22 protein-coding genes and 2 riboswitches are annotated in these 23,032 nt (G+C 70.0%); of the genes, 8 read left to right on the top strand and 14 right to left on the bottom strand.

Going from position 1 to position 23,032, the window contains the following annotated elements; genetic code table 11:
- Positions 1 to 125: 125 nt before the first annotated feature.
- Positions 126 to 253: riboswitch (cyclic di-AMP (ydaO/yuaA leader) on the bottom strand.
- Positions 254 to 437: 184 nt separating this feature from the next.
- Together ABEA10_RS23810 and ABEA10_RS23805 are read right to left on the bottom strand one after the other, a co-directional pair.
- Positions 438 to 653 carry a hypothetical protein gene (locus tag ABEA10_RS23810; RefSeq protein ID WP_329257839.1) on the bottom strand — a complete coding sequence of 72 codons (216 nt, stop codon included), beginning with the start codon at positions 651 to 653 and terminating at the stop codon, positions 438 to 440.
- Between the two features lie 37 nt (positions 654 to 690).
- The gene (locus tag ABEA10_RS23805; RefSeq protein ID WP_345467511.1) at positions 691 to 2,031 is read right to left on the bottom strand and encodes an NYN domain-containing protein; all 1,341 of its coding nucleotides are present in this window, start codon (positions 2,029 to 2,031) and stop codon (positions 691 to 693) included.
- 204 nt (positions 2,032 to 2,235) lie between these two features.
- Between ABEA10_RS23805 and ABEA10_RS23800 the strand changes: the two genes are divergently transcribed.
- Positions 2,236 to 3,987 carry a DEDD exonuclease domain-containing protein gene (locus tag ABEA10_RS23800; protein ID WP_345467508.1) on the top strand — a complete coding sequence of 584 codons (1,752 nt, stop codon included), beginning with the start codon at positions 2,236 to 2,238 and terminating at the stop codon, positions 3,985 to 3,987.
- Between the two features lie 9 nt (positions 3,988 to 3,996).
- The gene (locus ABEA10_RS23795; RefSeq protein WP_345467505.1) at positions 3,997 to 4,743 is read left to right on the top strand and encodes a rhomboid family intramembrane serine protease; all 747 of its coding nucleotides are present in this window, start codon (positions 3,997 to 3,999) and stop codon (positions 4,741 to 4,743) included.
- On the opposite strand, the gene ABEA10_RS23790 is transcribed toward ABEA10_RS23795, so the two are convergent.
- Entirely contained in the window at positions 4,730 to 5,956 is a 1,227-nt protein-coding gene (locus ABEA10_RS23790) for an RNA-guided endonuclease InsQ/TnpB family protein (protein WP_345467502.1), read from the bottom strand. The genes ABEA10_RS23795 and ABEA10_RS23790 overlap by 14 nt on opposite strands.
- Before the next feature lie 217 nt (positions 5,957 to 6,173).
- On the opposite strand from ABEA10_RS23790, the gene ABEA10_RS23785 reads away from it, so the two are divergent.
- Complete coding sequence (locus tag ABEA10_RS23785; RefSeq protein ID WP_329257826.1) at positions 6,174 to 6,461, top strand: Lrp/AsnC family transcriptional regulator; 288 nt, start codon at positions 6,174 to 6,176, stop codon at positions 6,459 to 6,461.
- A 106-nt stretch (positions 6,462 to 6,567) separates the two neighbouring features.
- Here the strand turns inward: ABEA10_RS23785 and ABEA10_RS23780 are convergent, their stop codons facing one another.
- The 5 genes from ABEA10_RS23780 to ctaE all read right to left on the bottom strand — a co-directional run bounded on the left by ABEA10_RS23780 (position 6,568) and on the right by ctaE (position 11,975).
- Positions 6,568 to 7,440, bottom strand: a complete 873-nt coding sequence (locus ABEA10_RS23780; protein ID WP_345467499.1) for a bifunctional 5,10-methylenetetrahydrofolate dehydrogenase/5,10-methenyltetrahydrofolate cyclohydrolase — start codon at positions 7,438 to 7,440, stop codon at positions 6,568 to 6,570.
- A gap of 23 nt (positions 7,441 to 7,463) precedes the next feature.
- Positions 7,464 to 7,548, bottom strand: a riboswitch (ZMP/ZTP riboswitch).
- Positions 7,549 to 7,645: 97 nt separating this feature from the next.
- Positions 7,646 to 9,337, bottom strand: coding sequence for a cytochrome bc1 complex cytochrome b subunit (qcrB, locus tag ABEA10_RS23775; RefSeq protein WP_345467497.1), 1,692 nt, complete (start codon positions 9,335 to 9,337; stop codon positions 7,646 to 7,648).
- Positions 9,338 to 9,428: 91 nt separating this feature from the next.
- Positions 9,429 to 10,490, bottom strand: a complete 1,062-nt coding sequence (gene qcrA / locus ABEA10_RS23770) for a cytochrome bc1 complex Rieske iron-sulfur subunit (protein WP_345467494.1) — start codon at positions 10,488 to 10,490, stop codon at positions 9,429 to 9,431.
- Entirely contained in the window at positions 10,483 to 11,310 is an 828-nt protein-coding gene (gene qcrC / locus ABEA10_RS23765; protein WP_425550949.1) for a cytochrome bc1 complex diheme cytochrome c subunit, read from the bottom strand. Before qcrC ends, qcrA begins: the two co-directional genes overlap by 8 nt.
- 5 nt (positions 11,311 to 11,315) lie before the next feature.
- Entirely contained in the window at positions 11,316 to 11,975 is a 660-nt protein-coding gene (ctaE, locus tag ABEA10_RS23760; protein ID WP_345467492.1) for an aa3-type cytochrome oxidase subunit III, read from the bottom strand.
- 329 nt (positions 11,976 to 12,304) lie between these two features.
- On the opposite strand from ctaE, the gene ABEA10_RS23755 reads away from it, so the two are divergent.
- The gene (locus ABEA10_RS23755; protein WP_329257808.1) at positions 12,305 to 12,712 is read left to right on the top strand and encodes a hypothetical protein; all 408 of its coding nucleotides are present in this window, start codon (positions 12,305 to 12,307) and stop codon (positions 12,710 to 12,712) included.
- Between the two features lie 26 nt (positions 12,713 to 12,738).
- Positions 12,739 to 13,788, top strand: a complete 1,050-nt coding sequence (gene trpD, locus ABEA10_RS23750; RefSeq protein WP_345467489.1) for an anthranilate phosphoribosyltransferase — start codon at positions 12,739 to 12,741, stop codon at positions 13,786 to 13,788.
- A gap of 157 nt (positions 13,789 to 13,945) precedes the next feature.
- Here trpD and ABEA10_RS23745 read toward each other — a convergent pair whose 3' ends face one another.
- From ABEA10_RS23745 to ctaC, 4 genes are all read right to left on the bottom strand, one after another.
- A complete protein-coding gene (locus ABEA10_RS23745) occupies positions 13,946 to 15,148 on the bottom strand; it encodes a L,D-transpeptidase (RefSeq protein WP_345467486.1) in 1,203 nt (400 codons plus the stop codon).
- Positions 15,149 to 15,245: 97 nt separating this feature from the next.
- A complete protein-coding gene (locus ABEA10_RS23740) occupies positions 15,246 to 15,641 on the bottom strand; it encodes a cytochrome c oxidase subunit 4 (RefSeq protein WP_329257799.1) in 396 nt (131 codons plus the stop codon).
- Positions 15,642 to 15,643: 2 nt separating this feature from the next.
- Positions 15,644 to 17,323, bottom strand: a complete 1,680-nt coding sequence (gene ctaD / locus ABEA10_RS23735; protein WP_486303802.1) for an aa3-type cytochrome oxidase subunit I — start codon at positions 17,321 to 17,323, stop codon at positions 15,644 to 15,646.
- The gene (gene ctaC / locus ABEA10_RS23730; RefSeq protein WP_345467482.1) at positions 17,320 to 18,147 is read right to left on the bottom strand and encodes an aa3-type cytochrome oxidase subunit II; all 828 of its coding nucleotides are present in this window, start codon (positions 18,145 to 18,147) and stop codon (positions 17,320 to 17,322) included. The genes ctaD and ctaC overlap by 4 nt, the downstream gene beginning before the upstream one ends.
- A gap of 121 nt (positions 18,148 to 18,268) precedes the next feature.
- Between ctaC and ABEA10_RS23725 the strand changes: the two genes are divergently transcribed.
- Together ABEA10_RS23725 and ABEA10_RS23720 are read left to right on the top strand one after the other, a co-directional pair.
- Positions 18,269 to 19,402, top strand: coding sequence for a cysteine desulfurase family protein (locus ABEA10_RS23725; protein ID WP_345467480.1), 1,134 nt, complete (start codon positions 18,269 to 18,271; stop codon positions 19,400 to 19,402).
- A gap of 124 nt (positions 19,403 to 19,526) precedes the next feature.
- Positions 19,527 to 19,823, top strand: a complete 297-nt coding sequence (locus ABEA10_RS23720; protein WP_329257789.1) for a sulfurtransferase TusA family protein — start codon at positions 19,527 to 19,529, stop codon at positions 19,821 to 19,823.
- 242 nt (positions 19,824 to 20,065) lie between these two features.
- Here the strand turns inward: ABEA10_RS23720 and ABEA10_RS23715 are convergent, their stop codons facing one another.
- Together ABEA10_RS23715 and ABEA10_RS23710 are read right to left on the bottom strand one after the other, a co-directional pair.
- On the bottom strand, positions 20,066 to 21,037 hold the full coding sequence (locus ABEA10_RS23715; protein ID WP_345467477.1) for a carbohydrate kinase family protein: 972 nt from the start codon (positions 21,035 to 21,037) through the stop codon (positions 20,066 to 20,068).
- A gap of 265 nt (positions 21,038 to 21,302) precedes the next feature.
- Entirely contained in the window at positions 21,303 to 21,656 is a 354-nt protein-coding gene (locus tag ABEA10_RS23710) for a HesB/IscA family protein (protein WP_345467474.1), read from the bottom strand.
- 213 nt (positions 21,657 to 21,869) lie between these two features.
- Between ABEA10_RS23710 and nadA the strand changes: the two genes are divergently transcribed.
- A complete protein-coding gene (nadA, locus tag ABEA10_RS23705; RefSeq protein WP_345467471.1) occupies positions 21,870 to 23,015 on the top strand; it encodes a quinolinate synthase NadA in 1,146 nt (381 codons plus the stop codon).
- The last annotated feature ends 17 nt before the right edge of the window (positions 23,016 to 23,032 follow it).

The following is a 23,032-nucleotide window of genomic DNA, read 5'->3' as shown; positions in this document are numbered from 1 at the left end:
AGCACCAGCGCCGCCGACGCCGCTACGCACAGGGTCGCCAGGGCACGTGCCCCGGCTCTGCCTCCCGGCAGCCAACCGGCGGTCGCACCGCCGGAACTGCGCTGTGTTGCCACGATCGCGGCACGCCCCTCTCCCAAGGACCGCCTACCGGGTTAGCTGACGGATTCGGGCGTGGAAGTCGCCCTACGGAACGCGAACGCTCCGATTCACCCCTGGAACCTGGTTCCCCGGCTCGGTACGGCGATGGGTGACCCTCGACGGAAGGTCCCCGGGAATGCCGTGTCGACTCGGCGGGAGCCTGTCGCCGTCGCCTGGGGGGCGACGAACGAGCGACTGACTCAGCGCGTGAGACTAGTCAAGTATCACCCTGGTAACAACCGCTTCTACGGGAATACTCGCAATTTCCGTCAATCTGGCAGCAGCGTGCGCACAAGTGATTACGAGGCGCGCCCGTCGGAGATCGTCAGGCGGAGCGGAGGAAGCATGCCGCCCTCCGCGAGAACGTCCAGCGCACGGCGCTCGCCGTCGCTGATCTCCACGGCCTCGACCGGATCGCCCAGCATGAACGAGACCACGCAGTCCGCGCACCCGACGTTGCGTAGCTCACACTTTTCGCAGTCGATGAGCATCGTGCCTCCTCGTGTCGGCGTCATGACACAGACGGTAGGACGAGGCACCGACAGAAACGCCTCACGTGCGGCTGAGGCGCCTCAGCAGCAGTGACGCCGGAGCGGGCCGCGCGTCGGCGCGGCGGGCGGCGTCGCACACCTCCTGGTCGGAGGAGATGACCACCACCGCCCGCCCGCTCGGCTCCGCGCGTACGAGCTGGCCGATGAGGTCGTCGGCGGTCTGGCCGGGCGCGCTGAACAGCACGCGCACCCCGCGCGGCGCCTGCACCGCGACCGGGGCGTCCAGCTCGGCGCCGTCGAACACGACGGTCACCTCGGCCTTGGTCTGGGCGTGCAGGACGCCGACGCCCGACACGAGGCGGGACCGCTGGTCCGACAGGGGAAGGTCGCCGTACCCGGTCTTGGTGACGTTGTATCCGTCGATGATGAGGTGCACCTGCGGCAGCGTGAGGAGCTGGTCGAGCAGCGCCGGGTCACTGTCGGCCAGCGCGCGGCCGGGCAGCGTGCGGTGACCGGGCCGCTGGGGCGTGACCGCGCCGACATTGTCGGCCGGCCGGGTGATGCCGGTCGGCAGCCCGATCTCCTCGCGCAGGCCGCGCGCCGCGTCGGTCAGCGCGTCGAGCAGCACCCGCAGCCGCGTGTCGTCGAGGTTGCGTCCCTCGCGGGCGGCGCGGCGGGCGCTCTCGGCGGCCGACTCGGCCTGTGACAGCCGGGCGCGCAGCCGGCGCAGCTCCGCCTCGGCCGCGGCCGCCGCCGCCGACGCGGCGGCGCGCTCCTCCCCCGCCTGGCGGTCCAGCTCCTCCGCCCGCGCGTGCTCGCGTTTGGCGCGCGTGCGGCTCTCGTGCAGCTTCTTGCGCAGCTCGGCGTTCTCCGCCCGTGAGGCGCGCAGTTCGGCGCGGAGCTTTTCGATCTCCTCCGAGCGTGTCGCCTTGGCCGCGGCGATCTGTTCGTGAAGCTCGGCCACCTTGCGGATCGTCGCGGCCTCGTCGGCCGCGAGGGCCGAGCGTTCGAGGTCGCGCCGCGCCGTCTCGACCCGCTCGGTCCAGCCCGGCGGCCGCATGAGGTACGCCAGGGCGGCGACGGTCACCGGGTCGGCCGCGGCCGGGACCGTGCCCGAATCCAGCGCCGTGGCCAGCTCGGCGTGGTCCTCGCGGACGGATTCGGCGACGCGCTCGCGGAACACGTCGTCCTTCGCCAGCTGGGCCGCGATCGGCGTGGCCGCCAGCCGGGCCCGGCGGCGCGGCTCGAACCGCGCGACGCGCCGCAGCGGCGCCGGGACCTGGTCGCCCGGCAGCACGCCGACGGTGTGCGCGGCGAACTCGACCACGCGTTGCCGCACCGCTTCTGGCAACGGCTGGTCGAGATGCTCACCCGGGCCGGTGTCGATGATCTTTCTCCTCACGCGTGGTCGGGTCGTGCGCCCGGCGAAAACGTACCGCCGGGGCGCCCGTACCGCCGTCGCTGCCCAGCGTAGACGGCAGGACACCCCGGAGTAGGCGATCCTCCGACGAATGCCCCGGTCCTCGTCGCCGGCGACGGCCGCCGAATCCCTTCCGGACGCCCCGCGCGGGCCGGCTTGTCGGTGCCCGGCCGTACGGTGCCTGCCATGGCCCCCGAAGGCCCTGCCGTGCAGGGCACCCTCGACGATCTCGGCACCCCCCTCATCGGAGTGACCTTCGTGGTCGTCGACCTGGAGACCACCGGCGGCTCGGCACGCGACGACGCCATCACCGAGATCGGCGCGGTCAAGGTGCGCGGCGGCGAGGTCCTGGGCGAGTTCGGCACGCTCGTCGACCCGGGCGTGGCGATCCCCCCGTTCATCACCGTGCTGACCGGCATCACCCAGCAGATGGTCGTCGCGGCGCCGCGCATCGAACAGGTGCTGCCGGCGTTCCTGGAGTTCGCGCGCGGAGCCGTGCTGGTGGCGCACAACGCGCCGTTCGACATCGGCTTCCTCAAGGCGGCGTGCGCCGCGCAGGAGCGCCCCTGGCCCGCGCCGGCCGTCGTCGACACGGCCGACCTGGCGCGGCGGCTGCTCACCCGCGACGAGGTGCCCAACTGCAAGCTGTCCACGCTCGCCCGTTTCTTCCGTACGGCCACCGAGCCGTGCCACCGGGCGCTCGCCGACGCCAAGGCGACGGTCGACGTGCTGCACGGGCTGTTCGAGCGCGCCGGCGCGTTCGGCGTGGAGTCGCTGGAGGAGCTGACGAGCTTCTCGCGCGCCCCGACGCCGGAGCAGCGGCGCAAGCGTCACCTCGCCGACGCGGTGCCGGCCGCGCCGGGCGTCTACATCTTCGAGGACGCGCGCGGTGAGCCGCTCTACGTCGGCAAGAGCGGCCGGTTGCGCACGCGGGTGCGCTCCTACTTCACCGCCTCCGAGACGCGCCGGGGCGTCCGCGAGATGATCGGCATCGCCGAGCGGGTGCGCACAATCGTGTGCGCGAGCGCGCTGGAGGCCGAGGTCCGCGAGCTGCGCCTGATCGCCGCGCACAAGCCGCGCTACAACCGGCGCTCGCGCCATCCCGAGCGCGCCGTGTGGCTCAAGCTGACCGCCGAGGCGTTCCCCCGGCTGTCGATCGTCCGCGAGGTGCGCGACGACGAGAGCGTCTACCTGGGCCCGTTCGGCAGCACGCGGCTCGCCGAGGAGGCGCGCGCGGCCGTGCACGACGCCGTGCCGCTGCGCCAGTGCACACAGCGGCTGACACTGCGAGTCATCTCCGAGGGCCGGGCCGGCACCTGCGTGCTCGGCGAGCTCGGCCGGTGCGGCGCCCCCTGCGAGGGGCGGCAGAGCCCCGAGGAGTACGCCGAGCACGCCGCCCACGCCCGCACGATCCTCACCGGCGACGTCCGCCCGGTCGTGGCCGCGGCCCGCGCCCGCATCGACCGGCTCTCCGAGCAGCTCCGCTACGAGGAGGCCGCCGCCCACCGCGACCGCCTGGCCGCCTTCGTCCGGGGGGCGGCACGCTGCCAGCGGCTGTCCTCGCTCGCCGGCATCGCTCAGCTCGTCGCGGCCCGGCCCGCCTTCGACGGCGGCTGGGAGCTGCACGTCGTACGGCACGGCCGGCTCGCCGCCGCGGGCACGGTCCCGCCCCACGCCCACCCGATGCCCTACGTCGACGCGCTCGTCGCCACGGCCGAGACCGTACGCCCCGGTCCGGGCGCCGCGCCGCGCGCCTCGGCGGAGGAGATGGAGTGCGTCCTGCGCTGGCTCGACTCCCCCGGCGTGCGCCTGGTCGAGGTGGACGGCACGTGGAGCTGCCCGGCACACGGCGCCGAGAGTGTGCGCCGCTGGATCGACGACGCGTATCGCGACACCGATTCCCGTATGGTTGAGCGCGCCGGACGGCCGATGCGTTAAGGAGCAGGAGTGGCGCTGCCGCTGTACGACAACCAGCCGACCCGGCGAGCGCCGCTGGTCACCTATCTCCTCATCGCGGTCAACGTCGTCGTCTTCCTCCTCTCACCGGTCGCCTCGGTCGGCCACAGCGGCGAGACCCGCCTCCAGCGCAACTGCGAGCAGACGACGTTCCTGCTCAAGTACGGCGCGATCCCCAAGGAGATGATCGACAACCGGCAGTCGCCGATGCCGGAGGAGGTCGCCTCGGCCTGCCACCCCGCGCCGTTCCGCAAGCGCCCGTGGCTGTCCGCCCTGTCGTCGATGTTCCTGCACGGCGGTGTCGCCCACATCCTCGGCAACATGGTCTACCTGTTCATCTTCGGCGCCGCCACCGAAGACCGGCTGGGCCGCCTGCGCTTCCTCCTGTTCTACCTGCTCGTGGGCTACATCGCGGCGTACGGCTTCGCCGTGACCTACCCCGGCTCGATGACCCCGCTCGTGGGCGCCTCGGGCGCGATCGCCGGCGTGCTCGGCTCCCACCTGGTGCTCTATCCGCGCTCGAGGACGATCGCGCTGGTCCTGTCGTTCCTGCCGTTCCGCCTGCCCTCCTGGACTCTGCTGGTGCAGTTCTTCGTGTTCCAGTGGTTCAGCCTCGGCGACCAGAGCCAGACCGCCTATGTCGCGCACATCTACGGGTTCGTCGCGGGGATGATCTGCGGCCTGCTCGTACGCCGCGGCGGCTTCGCCCGCAAGTCGGCCGCCCTCAACTGGCATTGACTACTCCCCGTCCTGGGGCGGGGATTCCGGCCCTCGCGGGCGGGGGTTCCTGCTTCTGTGGCGACTGCGCCCGAGGGGACCTCGGGTGTCTGATATCACCTCCACAGGCCGACACGGCAAGACCTGCCGCCAGGATGTTCTTGGCCGCGTTGACGTCCCTGTCGTGCAGGGTGCGACACGCCGGGCAACACCAGGCCCGGGTGGAAAGACTCAGCTCGGTGAGCAGATGCCCGCACGTCGAGCAGGTCTTGGAGCTGGGGTACCAGCGATCGATCACGATCAAACGGCGACCATACTTGGCCGCTTTGTATTCCAGTTGGCGGCGGAACTCTCCCCACCCGCAGTCGAAGATCGCTTTGGCGAGCCGCCGGTTACGGACCATCCCCTTGACGTGCAGGTCCTCGATGACGACGACGTCGTGGTCGCGGACCAGCCGGGCGCTGGTCTTGTGCAGGAAGTCCGCGCGGGACGCGGCGACCTTACGGTGCGCACGGGCCACCTTCGGCCTCGCCTTGGCCCGGTTGTTCGACCCACGTTGCTTACGGGCCATCCGCCGCTGGTAGCGAGCCAAGTTACGCTCCCGCCTGGCCAGCCGGCGAGCATTGGCGACCTTCTCACCGTCGGAAGTGACCGCGAAGTCCTTGACACCCAAGTCCACACCGACCACTGCGCCGGTCGAGGGCGCCTGCTCCGGGTCTGGAGTCTCAACGGCGAGGGAGACGTACCAGCGTCCGCACGGCCCACGCGAGACCGTCACCGACGTCGGCTCGACCGAGGCGGGATCAACCTCCGGCCAAGACCACACCACCTCCAGCGGCGCGTCCATCATCTTGGCCAGATACAGGCGGCCTTCCCGCCAGCGGAACGCCGACCGGGTAAAGGTCGCCGACTGCTTACGCTGCCGGGACTTAAACCTGGGGTAGCGGGCACGCCCGGCGAAGAAGTTCACGAACGCCGTGTGCTGGTGCCGGAGTGCCTGCTGGAGGGGCACACTGGACACCTCGGGCAAGAACGCCAGATCCGGGTCGCGTTTCAACTCCGTCAAATATCGGTCGGTCTCCGCGTAGGAGGTCCTGAGCCCCTCGGTGCGGTAACGAATCTTCCGCCATTCCAGGACCCTGTTCCACACCAGACGTACGCAGCCGAACGTGCGGCTCAGGACCGCCACCTGCTCCGGGGTGGGATAGGCCCGCACCTTGTAACTCGTACGCACGTTCGAAACTCTCGCATCGCCAGAAGATCAGCAACGACGAACGGAAGAATAGAGCGGAAAGACGGTAATGACTGCTTCGCGCCTAGGGCCATCCCGACCTGGGCCCCCTACCGAGGATCCTCCCGCCGCTGGCGGATCGGGTCACCTCCGTATGTCTCGGTGAGACGCTCTACTAGGCTTTCGGCACGGCCGGCTCGACTTACCGCAGGAGGACCTCGTGATCACCGCCATCGTGCTCATCAAGGCCGACGTCTCGCGCATCCCCGAGGTCGCCGAGACCATCGCCGGGCTCGAAGGGGTCAGCGAGGTCTACTCGGTGACGGGCGAGTTCGACCTGGTCGCGCTGGTGCGGGTCCGCCAGTACGAGCAGATCGCCGACGTCATCCCCGGCCGCCTCAACAAGGTCGACGGCGTCACCCACACCGAGACCCACATCGCCTTCCGCGCCTACTCCCAGCACGACCTGGAGGCCACCTTCTCCCTCGGCCTCCCCGACGCCGACTGAGACCTCCTCTGCGTCGCTGAGACCTCCACCGGGCGGTCGGCCGTGACCACCCGAGCACCACACCGGAATGGCTCGTGACCAGCGTCAAGGGCGCCGAGAGAGCCGGTCAGGCGGTCAGGCTCCGTTCCGCCGCCTCGACGGTCTGCTCCAGCAGGACGGCGATGGTCATCGGGCCGACGCCGCCCGGCACCGGGGTGATGAGGCTCGCGCGCGTCCTCGCCGTCTCGAAGTCGACGTCGCCGACATTGCCCGCGTTGTAACCGGCGTCGACGACGACCGCTCCGGGCTTGACGTCCTCACCCCGGATGAACCTCGGCCGGCCCACGGCCGCCACGACGACGTCCGCCTCTCTCACGAGTGCCGCCACGTCGGCCGTACGGGAGTGGCAGTAGGTGACCGTCGCGTCGCGGCCGAGCAGCAGCATCCCGGCCGGCTTGCCCAGGATGGCGCTCCGGCCGACCACGACCGCGTGCCGGCCCGCGAGCTCGACCTCGTACTCCTCCAGCAGCCGCACGATTCCGCCGGGCGTGCAGGACACGAAACCCGGTAGGCCGAAGCTCATCGCGGCGAACGAGCGCATCGTGACGCCGTCGACGTCGTTGGCCGGATCGATCGCCTCGAACGCGGCCCGCTCGTCGATGTGCGGCCCGGCCGGATGCTGCAGGAGGATGCCGTCCACACCCGGGTCGTCCGACAGGGCGGTGATGGTGCCGATGAGCTCCGCCGTCGTGGTCGAGGCCGGCAGCGGGACGTGGCGGGAGGTGATGCCCGCCTTCTCACACCGGGCGCGCTTCATCCGGACGTAGGTCACGGAGGCGGGGTCGTCGCCGACCAGCACGGTGGCCAGGCACGGAGCCGTGCCGCGTTGCCGTGTGACGGCCGCGGCGCGTTCAGTGGTGCGCTCGGTGATGCGGCGGGCCAGGGCGGTGCCGTCCATGAGACGGGCGGTGTGCGTCGTGGACATCGGGTCGCCGGGCATCGGGTCGCTCCTGCGGGTCGCGGTGGATCGGCCCAGGCGCACGGCACTCGATGGCAGGGCCGCTCCCCGGTGGTGACTCCACCTTCAGCGCCAGTCACGGCCCGTCCCAAGCGTAGCCGTTCCCACCGCCGCACGGCTCCGCACGGCACCGAGCAGAAGGCCCGCCACCGCGACGCGGTGACGGGCCTTCGCCGAACGTACGGGGTCAGCCGCGGCTGAGCTCGCGGTGTTCGCCGCCCTCGGTCTCCGGGTGCACGACGACGGCGTCGCCGTCGTCGTCGCCCGGCGCTCCGGGCTCGCCGTGGCCGTGACCGGCCGCGTGACCGTTGCCGATCGGGATGTCGTCGGTGGCGAACGCGCCGTTCAGCGCCCGGCGGGCCCGGCCCAGCGGCCCGCGGGAGGCCGGCGACGGGATGCCGTTCTCGTCCTCCTCCGCGCCCGAGACGAGCGGCGGCGCGGGCGGCTTGCTGATCAGGACCGCCTCGGCGTTCTCCTTGACCGGCTCGTGGACCTCGATGAACTCGCCGCTCGGCAGCATCTTGATGATGCCGGACTCGACACCGTGCTCGTACTCCTCCGCGTCCTTGCGCTGCAGGCCCAGGCAGATCCGCTTGGTCACGATGTAGGCGATGACCGGGCCGACGAAGACGGCCACGCGGAAGAACCACGTCGTCTGGTACAGCGAGATGTGGAACTTGTCGGCCAGGACGTCGTTGCCGCCCGCGAGCCACAGCAGCCCGTAGAAGGCGACGGCGGCCATGCCGACCGCGGTGCGGAACGGCGCGTTGCGCGGCCGGTCGGCGATGTGGTGGATGCGCCGGTCACCGGTCGCCCACTGCTCGACGAACGGCCACAGGGCGGCGCCCGTCATGATCAGGCCCAGCGGCACGAGCGCCGGCACGAGGACGTTCCACGAGACCGTGTGGCCCCAGAGGTTCGTCTCCCAGTTGGGCATGATGCGCAGCGCACCCTCGAGGAAGCCCATGTAGAAGTCGGGCTGCGACCCGGCCGTGATGGAGTCCGGGGTGTACGGGCCGAACAGCCAGATCGGGTTGATCTGGGCGAACGTCCCGAGGAGGGCGACGACCATGAAGGTGAAGACGAAGAACGCGGTGGTCTTGATGAGGAACACCGGGTAGAACGGCTTGCCCATCACGGACTTCTCCTCCCGGTTCTTGCCCGGGAACTGCGTGTGCCCCTGGAACCACAGGATCATGAAGTGCGCCCCGACGAGCGCCAGCAGGATGCCCGGGATGAGGAGCACGTGCACGGTGTAGAGCCGTGGGATGAAGTCGTGGCCGGGGAACTCGCCCCCGAAGGCGAAGAAGTACAGGTAGCTGCCGACGATCGGGATCGACTGCAGCACACCCTGGGTGATGCGCAGACCCGTGCCGGACAGCAGGTCGTCCGGCAGGGAGTAGCCGAACAGGCCCTCCAGGATCGCCACGGTGAACATCGTGATGCCGATGAGCCAGTTGATCTCACGCGGCTTGCGGTAGGCACCGGTGAAGAAGATCCGCAGCATGTGCGCCATGATCGACGCGAGGAACAGGATCGCCGACCAGTGGTGGATCTGCCGCATGAGCAGGCCGCCGCGGACATCGAAGCTGATGTGCAGCGTCGAGCTGTACGCCTCGCTCATGCTGACGCCGTTGAGCTTCGTGTAGCTGCCGTGGTACACGACCTCGGACATGCTCGGCTTGAACCACAGCGTGAGGAAGGTTCCGCTGAGCAGCAGGATGATGAACGAGTACAGCGCGATCTCGCCCAGCATGAACGACCAGTGGTCGGGGAAGACCTTCTTCATCTTGCCGCGGAGGAACCCGGCGGTGGCGAAGCGCTCGTCGGCGAATCCGATCGCGCCGTCGATGGCCTTGGGAGGTGTCGTCGTGCTCATTTCACCGCTCCTTGCTCGCCGCGCGGTTCACCGATCGGAGAAGGCCGCGAGCCGTCGCATCGGATGCGTGTAGGGGTGAGGGTCGGGTGGTTCATGCCTTCGGCCTTCCGCGTTCCCAGAAGCTCGGGCCGACCGGCTCGTGGAAGTCGCTCGTGGCGATGAGGTAACCCTCGGAGTCGACGCCGATGGGCAACTGCGGAAGCGGGCGCGCCGCCGGGCCGAAGATGACCTTGGCGCTGTTGGTCGCGTCGAAGGTCGACTGGTGGCAGGGGCACAGGATGTGGTGGGTGGTCTGCTCGTACAGGGCCGCCGGGCAGCCCACGTGCGTGCAGATCTTGGAGTAGGCGATGATGCCGCCGACGTGCCAGTTCTCCCGGCCCTTCTTGACCTTGAGCTGGTCCTCCGGAAGGTGCAGCAGCAGGACCGTGCTCGTCGCGATCTCGTCGAGGTTGTCCTCGGCGCCCTCGGGGATGACCGTGATGATGCCGCCCGGGGAGTCGAAGTCGGCCGCCTTCAACGGCTGGCCGGTGCCGTCGACGACGAGACGGGTGCCCTTCTTCCAGGCGGTGTGGCGCAGCTTCTTCTCCGGCAGCGGGCCGAGGTCGCGCAGCAGGATGAGCGGAAGCAGGCCGAGCGGCGCGGCGGCCAGCAGCAGCGTGCGGCGCAGCAGGCGGCGCTTGAGCAGCCCGCTCTCCTCCGTGCCCTCCTGGAAGTACTGGTTGAAGACCTGGCGGTCCTCCGCCGTCGAGGACAGCGTGTGCCGCTCCTGGATGATCTCCTTGGTGGTCACCAGGTGGCGCACCCAGATGGTCATCCCGACCGCGAGACCGAGGAAGACCACCGTCAGCGCGGTGCCGAGGGTGTAGTTCGACCGGGCGGCCCGGTCGATGTTGCCCACGTGGCCCGGCCAGACGGCGTAGAACACGATGAACGCGATGCCGGCCAGGAAGCTCAGCGTGAAGAAGGCGGCCGCGACGCGCTCGGCCTTGCGTGCCTTCTTCTCGTCGAGCACGTAGCCACTGGCGCCCTGCTCGGACTTGTCCTCGGGAAGCAGCTCATGAGTGCCGGTCGGCGACGGGGTGCCGATCACGCGCTTTGGTACGCGACTCTCCTCTTCCGGGGTCGCGCCGCTGGTCTCGTTGTTGTCAGTCATTGTGCTTCTTCTTGGGCTTCCTGGCAGTGAGCCACGCCGCCGCGACGACCATCAGGCCGATCCCGACCAGCCAGCCGGCGAGGCCCTCGGCCACCGGACCGATCCGGCCCAGGCCGCTTCCGCCCGGGTTGACCTCGCTGCGGGTCTGCGTGACGTACGCGATGATCGCGCGCTTCTGCGCCGGCGTGATGGTCGTGTCGTTGAAGACCGGCATCGCCTGCGGGCCGGTCACCATGGCCTCGTAGATCTGCGTGGGCGTCGCCTTGTTCAGCGGCGGGGCGTACTTGCCACCCGTGAGCGCTCCCCCGGACCCGGCGAAGTTGTGGCACTGGGCGCAGTTGGCGCGGAACAGCTTGCCGCCGAGCGCGGCGTCGCCGGTCTTCGGGTCGACCTGGTCGTTGGAGGGGATCGCCGGCCCGCCGCCGAGCGAGGCGATGTACGCCGCGATCTGGCGGGTCTGCTCCTCGTTGAAGACCGGCTTCTTGCGCGGAATCTGCGCGCCGGGGTTCATGGCGGGCATCCGGCCGGTGCCGACCTGGAAGTCCACGGACGCCGCGCCGACACCGATCAGGCTCGGTGCGGTGCGCGTGCCCTGGGCGTTGGCGCCGTGGCAGCTCGAGCAGGTCTGGTTGAAAAGCTCCTTGCCCTTGGCGATGTCCTGCGCCGACGCCTGGGTGTCAGACGCCTGCGCGGACGCGCCTCCCGAGGAGACACCGGCGTACGCGACAGCGATGATCGCGAGCGCGGCCAGCACGACGGCGTAGCCCGCCCACGGGCGCCGGCGCCATGCGGTGAACCATTTCACGGAAGAGGGTCCCATCTGGATCATTGCAACAGCTCGATGATGTAAATCGTGAAGAACAGCCCGACCCACACCGCATCGACGAAGTGCCAGTAGTAGGACACGACGATGGCGCTGGTGGCCTGCTCGTGTGTCCAGCGCTTCGCGGCGTACGTCCGCCCGAGCATGAACAGGAACGCGATGAGGCCACCGGTCACGTGCAGACCGTGGAAGCCCGTGGTCAGGTAGAAGACCGATCCGTACGCGCTCGACGAGATCGTGGTGCCCTCATGGATCAGTGAGCGGTACTCGTTGAGCTGCCCGGCGACGAACACCGCGCCCATGAGGAACGACAAGAAGTACCACTCGCGCAGGCCCCACTTGCGCATGTTCACGATGCTTCCCAGGCGCCCGACCTGACCGCGCTCGGCCGCGAACACACCCAGCTGGCACGTCACACTGGACATCAGCAGGATGAAGGTGTTCACCGAGGCGTACGGCACGTCGAGGTTCGCTTCCGGCCACTTGCCGCCGTCGCCGACGGTCACCGACCGGATGGTGAAGTACATCGCGAACAGCGCCGCGAAGAACATGAGCTCGGACGACAGCCACACGATCGTGCCCACGCTCACGAGGTTGGGCCGGTTGGCGCGGGTGCGGGGTGCTGCGCTGTCAGTCGCGGATACTGTTGCCACGGGCAGCATTATTACGGCACCTGCCGAGTAGGTGACGCAGGACCCCCCATCAGGCGCGCCCCGGCCGCCGCCGCAAGGCCTCTTCCAGGCGGTTTTCGCCGGAACGATCCGTCTTGTCGTTGGAACGACCCGTTCCCGGCTGCTCCTCGCCCCCGACCGGTCGTACGGGCCGTGTCGCGCCCGGTAGCATCGCTACGTGCGCGGGACTTCATCGCCCGATCGATGATCACCCGGCTCACAGGCGCCGGCAGTGCGGCGGCGCGACATGTCCTTTCGGGAAGGGGGAGGCGCAATCCCTCCCCGGCCTGACCGCCGGGGCCTCCGCGCCAGAGTCCACGATGAAGATCCTTGTTTACAGCCACGACGCGAACACGCGCCTGCAGGTGCGCCTGGCGATCGGCCGGCGGCCCGCCGCCGGGCTCCCAGAGGTGGAGTACGTCGAGACCGCCACCGAGCCGGCGGTCTTCGCCCGTCTCGACAAGGGCGACATCGACGTGGCCGTCCTCGACGGCGAGGCGCAGCCCGCCGGCGGCATGGGCATCTGCCGCCAGGCCAAGGACGAGATCTACAACTGCCCGCCGATCATGGTCCTCATCGCCCGCCGCGACGACGGCTGGCTGGCCACCTGGTCGCGCGCCGACGCCGTCGCGAGCCAGCCCGTCGACGCCGTCGCCCTCGCCGAGGGCGTGGCCGAGCTGGTGCGCAAGCGGCTGGCCGGTTCCGGCTCCGAGCTGTCCCACCGATAACCCGATAGCCGCCAGGGAGCGTCCGGATGGACCCGCGTACGACGTGGCCCGCCCTGCTCGGCGCGCTGCTCAACGGGCAGTCGCTGTCGACCGACGAGACCACTTGGGCGATGCAGGAGATCATGTCGGGGCAGGCCAGCGACGTTCAGATCGCGGGCTTCGCCGTGGCGCTCCGGGCGAAGGGCGAGACGGTCGCGGAGGTCACCGGTCTCGCGGAGGGCATGCTGGCCCACGCCACGCCGATCACCGTGCCCGGCCCGGCGGTCGACCTCGTCGGGACGGGCGGCGACCAGGCCCACACGGTCAACATCTCGACCATGGGCGCGATCGTCGCGGCCTCCGCCGGCGCGCGGATGGTCAAGCACGGCAACCGGGCCGCGTCCTCCTCCTGCGGCGCCGCCGACCTGCTCGAAGAGCTCGGGGTCGTGATCGGCCTGTCGCCCGATGCGACGGCCCGGGTCGCCGACGAGATCGGCATCACGTTCTGCTTCGCGCCCCTCTACCACCCGGCCCTGCGCCACACCGCCCGTACGCGCAGCGAGCTGGGTACACCGACGATCTTCAACTTCCTCGGCCCGCTGGCCAACCCGGCCCGCCCCACCGCCCAGGCCGTCGGTGTGTTCCACCCCCGCATGGCGGGCGTCATCGCGGGCGTCTTCGCCGAGCGCGGCTGCTCGTCGCTGGTGTTCCGCGGCGACGACGGCCTGGACGAACTCACCACGACCTCCACGTCGGCCGTCTGGGTGGTCCGCGACGGCACCGCGACCGAGACCGTCTTCGACCCGGCCGACCTGGGCATCCCCCGCGCGACCCCGGCCGACCTGCGCGGCGCGGACGCCCGCCACAACGCCCGTGTGGCACGCGCGGTGCTGGCCGGGGAGACCGGACCGGTCCGCGACATCGTGGCCCTCAACGCGGCCGCGGCGCTCGTGGCCGCCGAGGGCGCCCCGCCCGCGGAGCGGCTCACGGAGGCCATGAGAGCGGCCTACACGCGCGCCCTGGAGGCGATCGACTCCGGCCGCGCCACGGCCCTGCTGGACCGCTGGACCGAGCTCACCCAGCGCCTGGCCACCTGACGCCCCCCGCACCCAGGTGGGCATGCCCCTCCCGCCCGGGGGCTCCAGCCCACTTCCATTGTCCAGCGGAGGACTCGGCGGGCGGAAGGCCGTCGATTCCGCTGTGGACGACCGTGGCCGCCGACGGCACCGTCCGGCCGGGAACGCCCTCGCGGGCTCAGCGGGGGATCAGTGCGGGTGGCTGGGCCGGGGCGGGCATGCCCTGGCCGTACGCCGGGCCCAGGTTGCTCGTGGCGAGCCATTCCGGCCAGGACAGTTGCCAGAAGCCCCAGCCGTTTCCCGGGTCGAGGCGCCGGCGGGTGCCGGTGACCTGGACCACGTCCCCCGGCTGGGTGTGGCGGAAGAACCAGCGGGCGTCGCGTGGGCCCAGGTTGATGCAGCCGTGGCTCACGTTGCGACTGCCCTGATCCGCCACCGACCACGGCGCGCTGTGCTCGTACTCGCCACTGTCGGAGATCCGGACGGCGTAGTAGACGTCGTGCCGGTAGTGGTCCGGGCAGCCCGGCGGGCAGCCGACCGACGCCGAGTCCATGACGACGTGGTGGTTCTTCTCCATCGTCAGGTGGATGCCGCTCGTGGTCGTGTACTTGAGCTGCGTCCCCTTCCCCATGCTGATCGGCATCCGGCGGACGCTGCGGCCGTTGACACGGACCTCCTGGTGGTGGCTGCGGGCGCTGGCCACGGTGATGTGCGCGTCACCGATCGAGAAGTCCCTGGCGAGGTCCTCAGCGCCGTACGAGGCACCCGCCAGCCGCAGGCCGGCCAGGTGCGCCAGCAGGCGTACGCGCGTGTGCGCCGGCCAGTACGCGCGCGGGCGGAAGACCACCTCCGTCGGGGAGGTCCAGTGCCAGGCGCCCGTCACCGGGACCGACGTCCACAGGGCCAGGGACCGCTCCACGCCGGCGCGGTTCCGCACGGGCTCGGCGAAACGCAGGATGATCGGCATGCCCACCCCGACCGTGGCGCCGGGCGCCGGGGCGACGACCGTCGCGCCGATCGTGTGCTCCACCCGGCGCGTACGGAAGGTGCTCCGTACCGAACCCACGCGGCCGTCCGCGCCCGCGACCGTGACGACGAGCGTGTACGAGCGGCCCGGGCTCAGCGCCCAGCGTGGCCACCAGAGAGTGCCGTCCGCGCTGGTCCGCCCCTCCAGTCGTCCTCCGTCGGCCAGCGTGACCGAACGGAGCCGCCCGTCGCGTACACGGACGCTCACCGGGGCGTCCGGCGGCACGGCGCGCGTTCCCCGCGCCGGCAGGACCGTCACCGTGGCCGGCGGGCGCGCGGTGGTCCGGTGGGAAGAACAGGCCCCGGCCAGGAGGGCGAGCGGGAGCACGCCGACGGCGGCCACCCCTCGCCACATACGCACCCCCACCTGTGAGTGTTCGTGCCGAGTATGCGACGAGGGCCGGCGCCGCCTCCCGGCGACACCGGCCCTCGTGACCGTTTCTTGGGGCTTCTCAGTGAGAGAAGTGACCGCGGTAGTACTCGAACACGAACCCGATCGCGGCCAGGACGATCGCGAGCAGGCCGATCAGCAGCATCCACCAGCCGATGACGACGCCGAGGGACGCCGTGGCCGCGGCGAGGGCGACGAACAGCGGCCACCAGCTGTGCGGGCTGAAGAAGCCCAGTTCGCCCGCGCCGTCGGCGATCTCGCCTTCCTTGTCGTCCTCCGGCCGCGGTCCGACGCGGCGGCCGGTGAACAGCAGGTAGAAGCCGACCAGGCCGGCCAGGCCCACGGTCAGGGCCAGCGCGGTGGTGCCGGTGGGGTCATGCGACCACAGCCAGTAGATGACGTCCATCACCGCGAAGAACAGGGCGCAGAAGGCGAACAGGAAGCCTTCGACCTTCATCGTCAGTCCTCCGTTCCGGCACCGGCCGTCACGGCGGGCTTGGCGTCCGTGTGCGGATAGTGCAGGTCGAACGCGGGCCGCTCGGAGCGGATCCGCGGGATCGCGGTGAAGTTGTGCCGCGGCGGCGGGCAGGACGTCGCCCACTCGAGCGAGGCGCCGAAGCCCCACGGGTCGTCGACGTAGACCCGCTCGCCGTTGCGCGCGGTGATGTAGACGTTCCACAGGAACGGCAGCATCGAGATCGCCAGGATCAGCGCGCCGAGGCTGGAGACCTCGTTGAGGCCGGTGAACTGCTTGGCGTAGTCGGGGACGCGCCGCTGCATGCCCTCGGCACCCAGCCAGTGCTGGACCAGGAAGGTCGTGTGGAAGCCGATGAACAGCAGCCAGAAGTGGACCTTGCCCCAGAACTCGTTCAGCTTCTTCCCGGTCATCTTCGGCCACCAGAAGTAGAAGCCGGCGAACATCGCGAACACCACGGTGCCGAACAGCACGTAGTGGAAGTGCGCGACGACGAAGTAGCTGTCGTTGAGGTGGAAGTCCAGCGGCGGCGAGGCCAGGATGATGCCGGTCAGGCCACCGAACAGGAACGTCACCAGGAAGCCCAGCGACCACAGCATCGGTGTCTCGAACGTCAGTTGCCCTCGCCAGATCGTGCCGACCCAGTTGAAGAACTTCACCCCGGTGGGTACCGCGATGAGGAACGTCATGAACGAGAAGAACGGCAGCAGCACCTGGCCGGTCGGGAACATGTGGTGCGCCCACACGGTCACGGACAGGCCGGCGATGGCGACGGTCGCGCCGACCAGGCTGATGTAGCCGAAGACCGGCTTACGGGAGAACACCGGCAGGATCTCGGTGATGATCCCGAAGAAGGGCAAGGCGACGATATAGACCTCGGGATGGCCGAAGAACCAGAAGAGGTGTTGCCAGAGGAGCGCCCCGCCGTTGGCGGCGTCGAAGACGTGCGCGCCCAGCTTGCGGTCGGCCTCGAGCGCCAGCAGCGCGGCGGCCAGCACCGGGAAGGCCATGAGCACGAGGATCGACGTCAGCAGGATGTTCCACGTGAAGATCGGCATCCGGAACATCGTCATGCCCGGCGCCCGCATACAGAAGATCGTGGTGACGAAGTTGACGCCACCGAGGATCGTGCCCAGGCCGGACAGCGTCAGACCCATGATCCACAGGTCGCCGCCGATCTCGGGCGAGCGGATGGCGCTCGACAGCGGCGCATAGGCGTACCAGCCGAAGCTCGCGGCGCCGCCCGGGGTCAGGAACCCGCTGACCGCGATCAGGCTGCCGAACAGGAACAGGTAGAAGCTGAACATGTTCATGCGCGGGAACGCCACGTCGGGCGAACCGATCTGCAGCGGCATGATCACGTTGCCGAACCCGACGAACAGCGGCGTCGCGAACATCAGCAGCATGATCGTGCCGTGCATGGTGAAGAGCTGGTTGAACTGCTCCTCACTGACGACCTGCAGACCCGGCCGCGCCAGCTCGGCACGCATGATCAGGGCCAGGATGCCGCCGACGCAGAAGAACGCGAACGACGTGATCAGGTACATGTACCCGATCACCTTGTGGTCCGTGGACGACATCCAGGACGCGATGATCCGGCCCTTGCTCGTGCGCCGGGGCGCGCCGGCCGCCGACGGGGTCGGGTGCGAGATGGTGGTGGTCACTGCATGCTCCCGCCATGGCTGGAGATGAACTGCTCGAACTCCGCCTGCGGAACGATCTTCACCTGGAAGAGCATCCGGCCGTGCTCGACACCGCAGAGTTCGGCGCAGCGTCCCTCGTACGTGCCCGTCTTGGTGGGGGTGATCTCAAAGTCCTGACCGGACTTGGCCCCCGGGATGATGTCCCGCTTGAAGATGAAGGACGGAACCCAGAAGGAGTGGATGACGTCCTTGGACACCAGGTGGAACCGTACCTTCTTGCCGACGGGGATCTCGAACATCGGCTTGTGCGGCTCGTCGGGCGAGACGGGCTCGCCGACGATCGACCGCGTGTGGTACTGCGGGTAGTCGAACTGCCAGCTCCACTGGAACGCCGTCACGTTGACGAGCGTCACGTCGCTGGACTGGGACACCGGCGTCAGCTTCTCGAGATACGTCTCGTCGCGCGCGGTGAAGTAGAACAGCACCGCGACGATGATGAACGGGACGACGGTGTACAGCATCTCGATCGGCAGGTTGTAACGAACCTGCGGCGGCAGCTGGTCGGACCGCTTGCGGTGGAAGAGCACCGCCCAAATGATCAAGCCCCAGACGAGGGCGCCCACGGCCAGTGCCGCGATCCAGGACCCCTGCCACAGGGTCAGGACACGCTTGGCCTGCTCGGTGGCCGGTGTCGGCAGGCCGAGGCGCACTTTCTCAGCGGAGCACGCCGTCGCGGCGAACGCCAGCGCCGACAGCGCCGCGGCGCCCGTCAGCAGGCGTCGGCGCGCGCCGGGCGCGCCCGCGCTCGCAGGCGTGCGCCGCTCTCTACGGCGGGTCGGACTCACGGATTGCCTTCCCACGATGAAGCCCGAGTCTCGGGCGATCAGATCGATGTTCACACGTGTGGGGGAAACATTAGCGGAGGGTCCCGGACACCTCGGTGGTACCCCCGTTACTGTCGTACTCGTGGCCTACTTCGACGCCGCGTCCACCGAGCCCCTGCACCCGGCGGCACGCGAGGCGCTGCTGGGTGCCCTGGAGGGCGGATGGGCCGATCCCCAGCGGCTTTACGGCTCCGCGCGCCGTTCGCGCATGCTGCTCGACCGGGCCCGCACGCAGGTCGCGGCGGCCTTCGGGGCGCGGCCCGACGAGACGTCCTTCACCTCCTCCGGCACCCAGGCGATCCATCTCGGCGTGCTCGGCACCCTCAACGCGCGCCGGCGCGCGGGGCGGCACCTCGTGGTGAGCGCCGTCGAGCACTCCAGCGTGCTGCACGCCGCCGGGCGGCACGAGCGCGAGGGCGGCACGGTCACCACGGTGGGCGTCGACCGCACGGGACGGGTCGACCCGGAGGAGTTCGCCGCGGCGCTGCGCCCCGACACGGCCCTGGCCTGCCTGCAGTCGGCCAACCACGAGGTCGGCACGCTCCAGCCGGTGGCCGAGGTCGCCGAGGCGTGCCGCGCGGCCCGGGTGCCGCTGCTGGTCGACGCCGCCCAGTCGGCCGGCCGGACGCCGATCCCCGGTGGCTGGTCGCTGCTGACGGCCTCGGCGCACAAGTGGGGCGGCCCGCCGGGCGTGGGGGTTCTGGTCGTCCGCAAGAACACCCGCTGGAGATCACCGCTGCCGGAGGACGAGCGGGAGAGCCGCCGCGTCCCGGGATTTGAGAACGTTCCAGGGATCGTGGCAGCGGCGGCGGCCCTGGAGGCGTACCGTGCGGAGATGGAACTGGACGCCCCCCGCCTGTCGGCGCTGGTCGACCTGATCCGCGAGCGCGCGCCCCGCCTGGTCGACGACGTCGAGGTCATCGGTCATCCGGTCGAGCGCCTCCCCCACCTGGTCACGTTCTCGTGCCTGTACGTGGAGGGCGAGGCGCTGCTGACCGAGCTCGACCGGCTGGGGTTCGAGGTCTCGTCCGGAAGTTCCTGTACGGCGGATACTCTCCGACCGAGCCATGTTCTGGAGGCGATGGGAGTGATTACTCATGGAAATGTCCGGGTATCGCTCTCCCGCGGGACGAGAGCGGCCGATGTCGACCGTTTTCTCGCGGTCCTTCCGGGAGCCGTACGAAGGCTCCGCCAGACGAGCGGGGTGACGGGTTGATCACGACCTGGGGCGTGAGCGAGCGGAGCGCGCGAACCAAGGGACACGCGCGCCCGGTCACGCCCCCGGCGCAAGGAGGGCTCGTGAGCGAGCGGAGCGAGCTCATCAACGAGGAGATCGGCATATGGGCCTGAAACGCCGCCGCGCCGTCCGGGAGACGCCTCCGGAGACCCCCCCGGTGGCCACCGGCCCCCGGGCGCTGGTCACCATCGACGCGCTGGGCCGCAAGTGCCCCATCCCGATCATCATGCTCGCCGAGCGCATCGGCGAGGTGCCGGTCGGCGAGATCATCGCGGTCAAGGCCGACGACGTGGCGGCCCGCACGGACGTCCCGGCGTGGTGCCGGATGAAGTCGCAGGACTTCGTCTGGGAGGAGACCCTCCCCCGCGGCTGGGCGTTCCACGTACGCCGCAACTACTGAGCGGTGTACGGCGCTCAGTACCCGCCTTTGTTCTTCCAAGGGTCACTGAGCGCTGTACGGCGCTGAGCGCCGGACATCGCTCAGTACTGGCCTTTGGTCTTCCTTCCAAGAGCTACTGACGGTGTCCCGCGCTCCGCGCCGGACACGGTTCAGTCCTTCCGGCCAAGAGTTACTGAATGACCTGACCGCGCGGGGCGACCCGGTAAGGAGCCGCCCCCGCGGGCGCGGGCCGTGCCGGGGGTTCAGTTCAGGACGTGTCCGGCGATCTCGTCCGCGGCCTCGCGGCCGTACGCGCCGGCGAAGCGGTCGACGAACTGCTGGCGATGGAGGGTGTACTCCTGCGGCCCGGCGACCTCCAGCGCGTGCGCGGCGAGGAGGTTGCCCATCTGCGCGGCGCGTTCGAGGGACAGCTCCCAGGAGATCGCGGTGAGGAAGCCGGCGCGGAAGGCGTCGCCCACGCCGGTCGGCTCGACCTTGCGCACCTCCGGCGCGGCGTCCACGTGCAGGGAGGGCTCGCCGGTGCGGTCGATGCGCACGCCCTTGGGGCCGAGGGTGGTCACCCGCACGCCGACGCGCTCCAGGACCTCCTCGTCCGACCAGCCGGTCTTCTGCTCGCAGAGCGACTTCTCGTACTCGTTGGTGAACAGGTAGGCGGCGCCGTCGATCAGCTCGCACACGTCGTTCATGCGGGCCAGCTGCTGGGACGGGTCGGCGGCGAACGGGATGCCGCGCGTACGGCACTCCTCGGTGTGCCGGAGCATGCCCTCGGGGTCGTCGGCGCCGATGAGGACCAGGTCCAGGTCTCCGACGCGGTCGACGATGGGCTGGAGCTCGATCTCCCGGGCCTCGCTCATCGCGCCCGTGTAGAAGGAGGCGATCTGGTTGTGGTCCTCGTCGGTGGTGCACAGGAAGCGCGCCGTGTGGTGGAGCTGGGAGACGTACACCGAGGAGGTGTCGACGCCGTGCCGGTCGAGCCAGGAGCGGTAGTCGGCGAAGTCGTCACCGACGGCGCCGACGAGGATCGGGTTCTGGCCGAGGCATCCCATCCCGTAGCAGATGTTGGCGGCGACCCCTCCTCGCCGGATGTCCAGCGCGTCCACCAGGAAGGACAGGGAGACGGTGTGCAGCTGGTCGGGGATCAGCTGGTCGGCGAACCGTCCTGGGAACGTCATCAGATGGTCGGTGGCGATGGAACCGGCAACAGCGATGCGCACGACGTCGAACTCCTCGGTCGATCGGCGACCTCGTCATAGCCGCGAGGTCATCTCGAAGGCCTGTGGTCAAAAGCCTGTGGTCGGACAGCCAGTGGTCAAACCCGGCAAGAGTACTGCCTTGCAGGGGCCTGACATGCCGAATGCCCGTGTTCCCGGGTGATCCTGGGAACACGGGCACCATGGGCCGAGGCCGGCATGCCGAATGCCCGTGTTCTCGGGTGTTCCCGGGAACACGGGCACCATGATCCGGCGAAGCGCTGAAGGCTTAGTGGAACGAGTCGCCGCAGGCGCAGGAGCCGCCCGCGTTGGGGTTGTCGATCGTGAAGCCCTGCTTCTCGATCGTGTCGACGAAGTCGATCTTCGCGCCCGAGAGGTACGGCACGCTCATGCGGTCGACGCGGACGCTCAGGCCGTTGAAGTCCTGGACCAGGTCGCCGTCCACCTCACGGTCGTCGAAGTAGAGCTGGTAGATCAGGCCCGAGCAGCCGCCGGGCTGGACCTGCACACGCAGCGCGAGGCCTTCCTCGCCCTGCTGCTCGAGCAGGCTCTTGGCCTTCTCCGCCGCGGCGTCGGTGAGGATGACGCCATTCTGCGTGGAGGTGTCGGTCGAAACCGTCATGTGCGAACTCCCGGTTGGCTCGGCCGTCCCGTGACGACCGTCGCTGTTGGCTTTCCCTCCACCACAACGTACCCGCTGCCCCCGGCCATTCCCCAAGTCCACCGCTGTGTTCCTGGCCGCATATCCCTACAAACAGGACCTGAAGCCCCCATACCGCCCGCTCGTGCAGTATCGTCAAATCGACGATAAGTCTGTTGAAGGAGGGACCCCCAAGTGACCACCGGCAGCAGCCTGCTGATCCTCGGACAGGGCGCGGACCCGGCCAGCGAACGCGGGGTCTCCTGCCCCGGTGAGCTCCCGCCCGCTTCGGACCCGGCTCTGGTGGAGCGCGCCCGCGCGGCCAAGGCGGCCCTCGGCGACCGCCTCTTCGTCCTGGGCCACCACTACCAGCGGGACGAGGTCATCCAGTTCGCCGACGTGACCGGCGACTCGTTCAAACTCGCCCAGGAGGCCGCGGCGCGGCCCCAGGCTCCCTACATCGTCTTCTGCGGCGTCCACTTCATGGCCGAGTCGGCCGACATCCTCACCTCGGCCGACCAGCAGGTCGTCCTGCCCGACCTGGCCGCCGGCTGCTCGATGGCCGACATGGCCACCTACGACCAGGTCGAGGAGTGCTGGGAGGTCCTGGAGGACGCCGGGATCGCCGGCGACGTGGTGCCGATCACGTACATGAACTCCTCCGCCGACATCAAGGCCTTCGTCGGCCGCCACGGGGGCGTGGTGTGCACGTCCTCCAACGCCCGGCGGGCGTTGGAGTGGGCCTTCGCCAAGGGCTCGAAGGTGCTGTTCCTGCCCGACCAGCACCTCGGCCGCAACACGGCCGTCCTGGAGATGGGCCTGTCCCTGGACGACTGCGTCGTCTACAGCCCGAACCGGCCGGACGGCGGCCTGTCCACCGCCGAGCTGCGCGACGCGACGATGATCCTGTGGCGGGGGCACTGCTCGGTGCACGGCCGGTTCAGCCTCGACTCGGTGAACGAGGTGCGCGCCCGCATCCCCGGCGTCAACGTGCTGGTCCACCCCGAATGCCGCCACGAGGTCGTTCAGGCCGCCGACCTGATCGGCTCGACGGAGTACATCATCCGCACCATCGAGGAGGCCCCGGCCGGCACGGCCTGGGCGGTCGGCACCGAGCTGAACCTCGTCAAGCGCCTGGCCGGCCGCCACCCGGACAAGACCGTGGTGTTCCTGGACCGGACCGTGTGCTTCTGCTCGACCATGAACCGCATCGACCTGCCGCACCTGGTCTGGTCGCTGGAGTCCCTGGCGCGCGGGGAGGTCGTGAACCAGATCACGGTGGAGGCCGAGACCGCGCACTACGCCCGGGTCGCCCTCGACCGCATGCTGGCCCTGCCGTAGGACCCCCGCGTACGGGG

This window comes from Actinoallomurus oryzae (genome assembly GCF_039541955.1).
Taxonomy (GTDB): Bacteria; Actinomycetota; Actinomycetes; order Streptosporangiales; family Streptosporangiaceae; genus Actinoallomurus; species Actinoallomurus oryzae.
Note: the sequence above shows the minus strand (reverse complement) of the source record. Positions and strands in the feature narration are given on the sequence as shown.